This is a genomic window from Oceanobacillus salinisoli (assembly GCF_009733865.1).
Taxonomy (GTDB): domain Bacteria; phylum Bacillota; class Bacilli; order Bacillales; family Amphibacillaceae; genus Oceanobacillus; species Oceanobacillus salinisoli.
In genome coordinates, this window is record NZ_WOFB01000041.1 from 26,698 (window position 1) to 33,311 (window position 6,614).

General features: G+C 40.7%; 7 protein-coding genes. 1 reads left to right on the top strand and 6 read right to left on the bottom strand.

Annotated features, from left to right (window positions below):
- Window positions 1-12: 12 nt before the first annotated feature.
- From GMJ66_RS19355 to GMJ66_RS19380, 6 genes are read right to left on the bottom strand one after another with little or no spacing between them, the layout of a single operon-like run.
- Complete coding sequence (locus tag GMJ66_RS19355) at window positions 13-798, bottom strand: DeoR/GlpR family DNA-binding transcription regulator (RefSeq protein WP_156291960.1); 786 nt, start codon at window positions 796-798, stop codon at window positions 13-15.
- A gap of 14 nt (window positions 799-812) precedes the next feature.
- Entirely contained in the window at window positions 813-1,835 is a 1,023-nt protein-coding gene (locus tag GMJ66_RS19360; protein ID WP_156291961.1) for an ABC transporter ATP-binding protein, read from the bottom strand.
- Window positions 1,832-2,695 (bottom strand): ABC transporter permease, encoded by an 864-nt coding sequence (locus tag GMJ66_RS19365; RefSeq protein ID WP_156291962.1) that lies wholly within the window; start codon window positions 2,693-2,695, stop codon window positions 1,832-1,834. The genes GMJ66_RS19360 and GMJ66_RS19365 overlap by 4 nt, the downstream gene beginning before the upstream one ends.
- Window positions 2,692-3,534, bottom strand: a complete 843-nt coding sequence (locus tag GMJ66_RS19370; protein ID WP_197046771.1) for an ABC transporter permease — start codon at window positions 3,532-3,534, stop codon at window positions 2,692-2,694. Before GMJ66_RS19370 ends, GMJ66_RS19365 begins: the two co-directional genes overlap by 4 nt.
- A gap of 44 nt (window positions 3,535-3,578) precedes the next feature.
- On the bottom strand, window positions 3,579-4,412 hold the full coding sequence (locus tag GMJ66_RS19375) for an alkaline phosphatase family protein (RefSeq protein ID WP_156291964.1): 834 nt from the start codon (window positions 4,410-4,412) through the stop codon (window positions 3,579-3,581).
- Entirely contained in the window at window positions 4,402-5,508 is a 1,107-nt protein-coding gene (locus tag GMJ66_RS19380) for an ABC transporter substrate-binding protein (RefSeq protein WP_156291965.1), read from the bottom strand. The genes GMJ66_RS19375 and GMJ66_RS19380 overlap by 11 nt, the downstream gene beginning before the upstream one ends.
- A 595-nt stretch (window positions 5,509-6,103) precedes the next feature.
- Here GMJ66_RS19380 and GMJ66_RS19385 point away from each other — a divergent pair.
- Window positions 6,104-6,388: a hypothetical protein gene (locus tag GMJ66_RS19385; RefSeq protein ID WP_156291966.1), complete on the top strand. Its 285-nt coding sequence runs from the start codon at window positions 6,104-6,106 to the stop codon at window positions 6,386-6,388.
- The last annotated feature ends 226 nt before the right edge of the window (window positions 6,389-6,614 follow it).

Genomic DNA, 6,614 nt, shown 5'->3' on the forward strand with positions numbered 1-6,614 from the left:
CATACACTTCCTTTACTCTGCTAAAATCCAATCGATGTTTTTTACTAAATGATTGCCCTGCCATGAATCTGGTTGTGGGCTGTCACATACAATTGCATTCATATCCTCCAACGAACCAAACTTACAAAAAGCATCTACCCCGAGTTTAGAGGAATCAGCCAGCACGATGATTTCTTTTGAAACGCTAATCATCTTTTTGGAAATCATGGATTCATTAAAATCGTAATCACTCAACCCATTTTGTAACGAGATCCCACCAACCGAAATAAATGCCTGGTCAATATTAAACTGTTCCAAAACCATTTCCGATAATTTACCCGAGATGGAGTGCTGCTTAGGATTTAATTGACCTCCAAGCAAAATGACATCACCGGAAAAATAACCCTGATCCATGCTGGTAAGAAGTAAATCGGCGACTGGCAGTGAATTCGTAAAAATCGTAATATCCTTTTTATACTTGATTTCCTTCGCTAACCCAAGAACAGTAGTACCCACGTCAATAACGATGGTGGAGCCATCTTGAATGAGCGTAGCAGCTTTTTCTCCAATACGCTTTTTCTGATCTTCCATGATTTTTTTCCTTTTTAATAATGGTGGTTCTCCATGATGATATGTTCCGCTGACTGCACCACCATAAACGCGCTTGACAAGCCCCTCCGCTTCTAACACATCGAGGTCACGGCGCACGGTTTCCATGGATACGTTAAATTGTTCGGACACCTCTGAAACGGTTATTTTTTGTGTATACTTTAGTCGGTCGATGATATATCTTTTTCTTTCCTCAGGGAATGACTCCATATCTTTTACCCCTTTCATTGCAGTGCAATACAAGCATCTTTTGGTATAACTAAATCAACCATATCTCCCTCGTCCAAACGGTTCTCCCCTTGAAACAACTGGTCAACCTGTATCCGCTTGGACTTTAGCTCTACTTGATAGCTAACTAAACTGCCGCTGATCGTCTTCATACGAATCGTACCGCTTGCTGTATAATGTTTCGCGGAATGATCCGCAGTTACGGAATCCTTCCCGTACATCCTGATTCCTTCTGGACGTACTGCGATGTCTGGTGCATCCATGGCAAATTCTTCCTCCACACATTGTCTCATTTCCAGGTTGGTCAGTATATTATAAGAACCGATAAAACCAGCCACAAATTTGTTCTTCGGCTTCGTGTATATTGTTTCTGGTGTTCCTGCCTGTTCAATCACACCTTGATTCATCACATAAATGGTATCACTTAACATCATCGCTTCCTTTTGGTCATGTGTCACGAAAATGGTTGTGATATTTAATTCTCTTTGTATTCGTTTAATTTCCTCTTGAAGAGATTTACGAATTTTCGCATCTAGTGCACTTAAAGGTTCATCCAGTAAAAGAATTTTCGGCTTTAAAATTAATGCCCTTGCCAGTGCAACCCGCTGCTGCTGCCCACCGGAAAGTTCGTGCGGGTAGCGGTATTCCAGCCCGTCCAACCCCATGAGTTCCAGCATTTCCTTCACTTCCCGTTCGTTGCTGCGCAGCTTTTTCATCTTTAATCCATAAGCAATATTCTGAAACACGGTCATATTCGGAAATAGCGCATACGACTGAAAAACCATCCCAATTTCCCTTTTTCTGGAAGGCAGATTCGTAATCTCCTTTTCATTTACAAAAATCGAACCTTCATCAATATCTACAATACCGGCGAGCGCACGTAAAAGCGTACTTTTTCCACAACCACTCTGCCCTAACAGCGTGACAAATTCGCCTTTCTCAATCGTAAAGGAAATATTGTTTAAAACGGTCTTATCTCCATATTTTTTGTTTACCGATGCTACGTTTACATAACTCATGAGATGTCACCTTCCACACTGTTTTTTTGAATCTGATTTTTCCTTATCACCGGTTTACGTAATGCCGCGAACGTCACTTTCTTTTTCCCAGGTTGCTGAAATTGCAGCAATAGCCCGGTTACAGCCATAATAATGACATAATAGGAAATAACAATTGCACTGGTTAAATGGCCATTTTTACTGAATTGCTGATATAAATAAAGCTGCAATGTTTCATACCGGCCACCTACTAATAGATTGGCTAAAGCAAATTCCCCAAATAACATCGCAATGGCAAGAAGCACTGCGGAAAGGATTCCTTTCATGATATTAGGAAGTACAACCGTAATCACAGCCTTCACCTTTGTCGCACCTAACAATTCAGCCGCCTGGATTAATTCTACCGCATTAACCGTATAAAGACTGTTGCGAATTCCCTGATATACAAATGGCAGGATGATAATCGCATAAGAACCGATTAAGATCCACGGAGTTCCAATGATGTTGATACTGCTTGACGAATAAATATTAAGTAATCCAATGGCAGAAGCGACAGCCGGGACACCATAAGGAATCATTGAAACAAGTTTCAGATATTTTTCCATGCTCGGAAAATAAATAAGCATGACAAAGATTGCAAGAAGCATCACTACTAAACTTAGTACGACGGAAGAAGTAATGACAAATATAGAGCGGGACAATGCTTCTAAAAAGCGCTGATCCTGAAAAAGCATCGTATACCAGGATAATGTCCATGATTCCGGAAGGACCGTATTACTCCATTTACCGGCTAACGAATACAATAATGTCCCTATTAATGGAAGTAATAGATAGATAGCTAAAATGATAACAATGAAGAAATGTTTTTTATTTCCAATCACTTCAGATCCCTCCTGACCTTCCGCATGATTTTCCCATTAACCCACAAGGCAGCAATCATAATCAGAGCTAATATCACACCAAGTGCACTAGCTAAATTCGGCTGTAAAAATACATCTCCTGCGATCAGTGAACCAATTTGCAATGGCAGTAAATTATACGTCGAACCAACCAAAGCATAAGCCGTCGCGTAAGCACCTAATGAATTAGCGAAAAGGATTGTATATGTTCCAATCATCCCCGGCAGCAAAATCGGGATACCGATGCGAATCCAATAGGAAAAGGAAGTTCCACCAAGCAGATTAGATGCATATCGCCATTCCATTTTCAGTCCTTGATACGTTGGCAAAAGCAGCATAATGGCAAAGGGAATCTGGAAATATATGTACACAACAATCAACCCCACCCAGGAATACAAGTTAAATTGATGAAAAATATCCAGTCCAAGCTGTGAAAATAATAATGTAAACAATCCATTATTCCCTAACAGAACGATAAATGAAAATGCTAACGGAATCCCTTCAAAATAAGAGGTCATATTCGTAATCATTACCATCACCTTATTTTGCCTGCCAGCAAGCCTGGAAATGGAATAGCCGCCAATAGCCGCAATAACGATAGCCACCGTAGACGAAAGAAACGATATAGTTAAACTATTTTTGATAGCCTGCATGTAAAAGGGATCCGTAAATATACTTATAAATTGGCTCAGCCCAAATGTACCATCATTAGATTGGAAACTTTGGTACACCATATTAACAAGTGGAGCCAATAAAAAACCGATGATTAATAAAGCCAGTGGGAGCAACCCAAGTAATGAATAGACTTTTGAACGGAACAATGAAAATACCTCCCTTTCCAATTACGGAGAATAAATAGACGAATCTATTTCTTCTTCAGTATCGCTGTCACCGTCTCGGACAGCTCCTGCATACTTTCTGATTTTGGTATATCCATTAATCGGCACATGAATGGCGCGAATTCTAGTTGTGGAATGACATCATGAAATCTGCCTTTTTGCACTTTATCACTTAACAAATAGAAAGGTACGATCCGCTCCCCATCTGTCGTTCCACCATGCAGTCCCCATTCCGACATCCCGTGATCGGCCGTAACGACAATTTGATATCCCGCTTCCTGCCAAATCGGGATAAGCTCCGATAAATAATTGTCCATCCGCAGAATTTTTTCACGATATTCTTTAGAATCACTGCCAAACTGATGGCCTACATCATCCACGTTCATAGGATGGATATAGAGAAAGTCCGGATTCACCTGACGTCTGAGCATCTCGCCATCCATCAGCAAATGACTGTCCGGATAATGATCTTCCCAATAAAACTTTCCATACTGAATCACATTTTCCGGATTCCTTTGCTCTCGGTCCTCCAAGTAATGAAACGGTGCGCGATGATATAATTCACTTATCCAATAATAAGAGGCTGTCGCATTGATTAACCCCTGTTTTTTCGTTAAATGAAAGAGACTTTCCTGCTTCGATAACCGAACAGACCCATTGGATGAAATTCCATTAACCGAGCTTGGTGTCCCTGTTAATAGAACTTCATATAAAGGGCGGGACAAGCTTGGCAATTCAGATTTGATTTGGTACCGCGTTGCTTTTCCTGCTTCCACCAAATGCTCCATAAAGCCTAGATTTTCAGAGGCCATGTCATTCCGCATACCATCCACCACGACAACAATCAGCTTATTTGACATGAACGAGAACCTCACTTTGCCATAATCTTGGCAATTCTTTTGCTGTTTCTTCCCATGCATCATTATCATTTACCGGTACTGCATTTGCATATTGCTCTTCCGGAACCATTTTTTCAGCTACTTCTTCTGGTAGTTCAACCGATTCACGAATTGGACGCGCATATCCTTTAGCAAGATTGATTTGCCCTTCATCACTTAAAATGTATTCTCTTGCAAGCATTGCTGCATGAGGCTGCTTCGCGTATTTATTAATAATCGTTGCATATCCACTTACTACAGAGCCTTCTTCCGGAATGGTTACTTCAAATCGGTCACGATTTACCTCATCGGCATAGCCTAAAGCATTAAAATCCCACATAATCCCAACTTCCATTTCACCTTTTTCCATACCGGCAACATTCAGATTATTTGCCGTACTCAGCCTTCCTTGTTTTGCTAATTCACTAAAGAAGTCAAGTCCTGGCTGGAGGTTTGTTTCATCCCCACCAAATGCAATGGCAGCTGCCAATACGGCCATTTGACTTTGTGTCGCTGCTTGAACATCCCCAATTGATACTTGATAATCACCTTCAAGCAAGTCCTGCCATGATGTTGGCGGATTTTCCACCTGTTCTTTATCGGCAACAAAAGCAATCGTACCCTGATAGCCTACAATCCAGTCCCCATCATCATCTTTTGCCCAGTCTGGAATCTCGTCCCAATATGATGTTTTGTATGGTAATGTAATATCCTTCTCTTCTGCAATCGGACCAAAAGAAATCCCAACATCACCAATATCAGCTGTTGCATTTTCTCCTTCCGATTCCATTTTCGCAATTTCCTCTGCACTGGACATATCTGTATCGGTATGCTCTATCCCATACTTATCTGTAATTTCCTGCCAGGTTTCCTCCCAATTCGCCCATGTATCAGGCATTCCAACACTATTTACCTCTCCTTCTTCCATTGCCTTATCCTCAATTTCTTCCAAGGACAAAGCATTAGGATCCTCAATTGCTGGTTGACTTGCTGTTTCCCCCGTCCCACAGGCAGACAGCCCAAGTATACTTACACCTAAAACAATAGAAGTTAATTTTTTCTTCTGCAAAATTTCCATTATGTATTCCCACCTTCATGTTAGTTTTATTGGTTTCTTGTTGTTTTTCTTGGTTTCTATTATATACCCCTTTTATTAACCTCATATAAAACCAACGTGAAGATAATGTAAATTTATGTCGAAGGGCGACGGGGAAGCATGGGGACGGTTTATTTTACTTCAAATAGGTAGAGTAGATACTTGACGGATTAGAAAAATTGCGAATTCCCAAGGTGGTGCCGTTTATATTGGCAGTGGGGTTGTGCGGTTTTGTAATGGTATCGCGCAGGTTGGTGCTGGGCTCGTTCGTTTTCGGAATGCTGTCGCGCAATCTGATGTTACGCTCGCTTGATTTCGGGATAGTCTCGCGCGAGCTGATAACGGTCTCGCTCGTTTTCCGGATCATGTTGCGCGATTTAGACGCTAGATTGCTCGTTAAGCTAACGGGGCTGGTGCAAATTTCACACAGGAAAGCCCGATCATAACTCAGTTCATAAACATACATAAAACCAGAACGTTAACTCTGATCTGATCTCTCGTATATTTTTAATGGAAACTTTATTTCTGTTTATCCGTATTACTAATAGGTACTCACCAAAGCTAGGAGGCTGAAACAATGCTGCAAGGACTTCTATTTGCCATTGCATTAATTTTTATTATGTTTGGTTTTTATTGGTTGGCTGGTTTTAGAAAAGGGAATATTATATTAGAATTAGATGATTTCTATATTGATAGAAAAAACCACATTGCGGCAGTTGAAAGGGAATTGAAAAGACAGGGAAAAAATGTATGTTACAAAGGGGAAGGAGAATTTATTATCGATGGGAAGTTCTATTATTTACAGGCTGCGAATGATCCCAGAGGAGTACAAAGATCTGTTTTGAAGTTAATGAAAGAATGAAACATTACCTATGTATTGTATAACATGAGGGATGGTGCTTTTGCTTCCAATTTGCGCCAGGTTGGTAGATTACTTTGGATTTAATGTGAAAGAGCAATTGGTTTGATGAGGGGCTCCATCTGTTGGTGTTGCACGTTTTATGTCTATGCTCGCCCGATTTCAGGATGGTGTCGCTCGATTTCAAGATGGGGTTGTCAAATAAAGTGTGTAAGTCCCAAAACACACT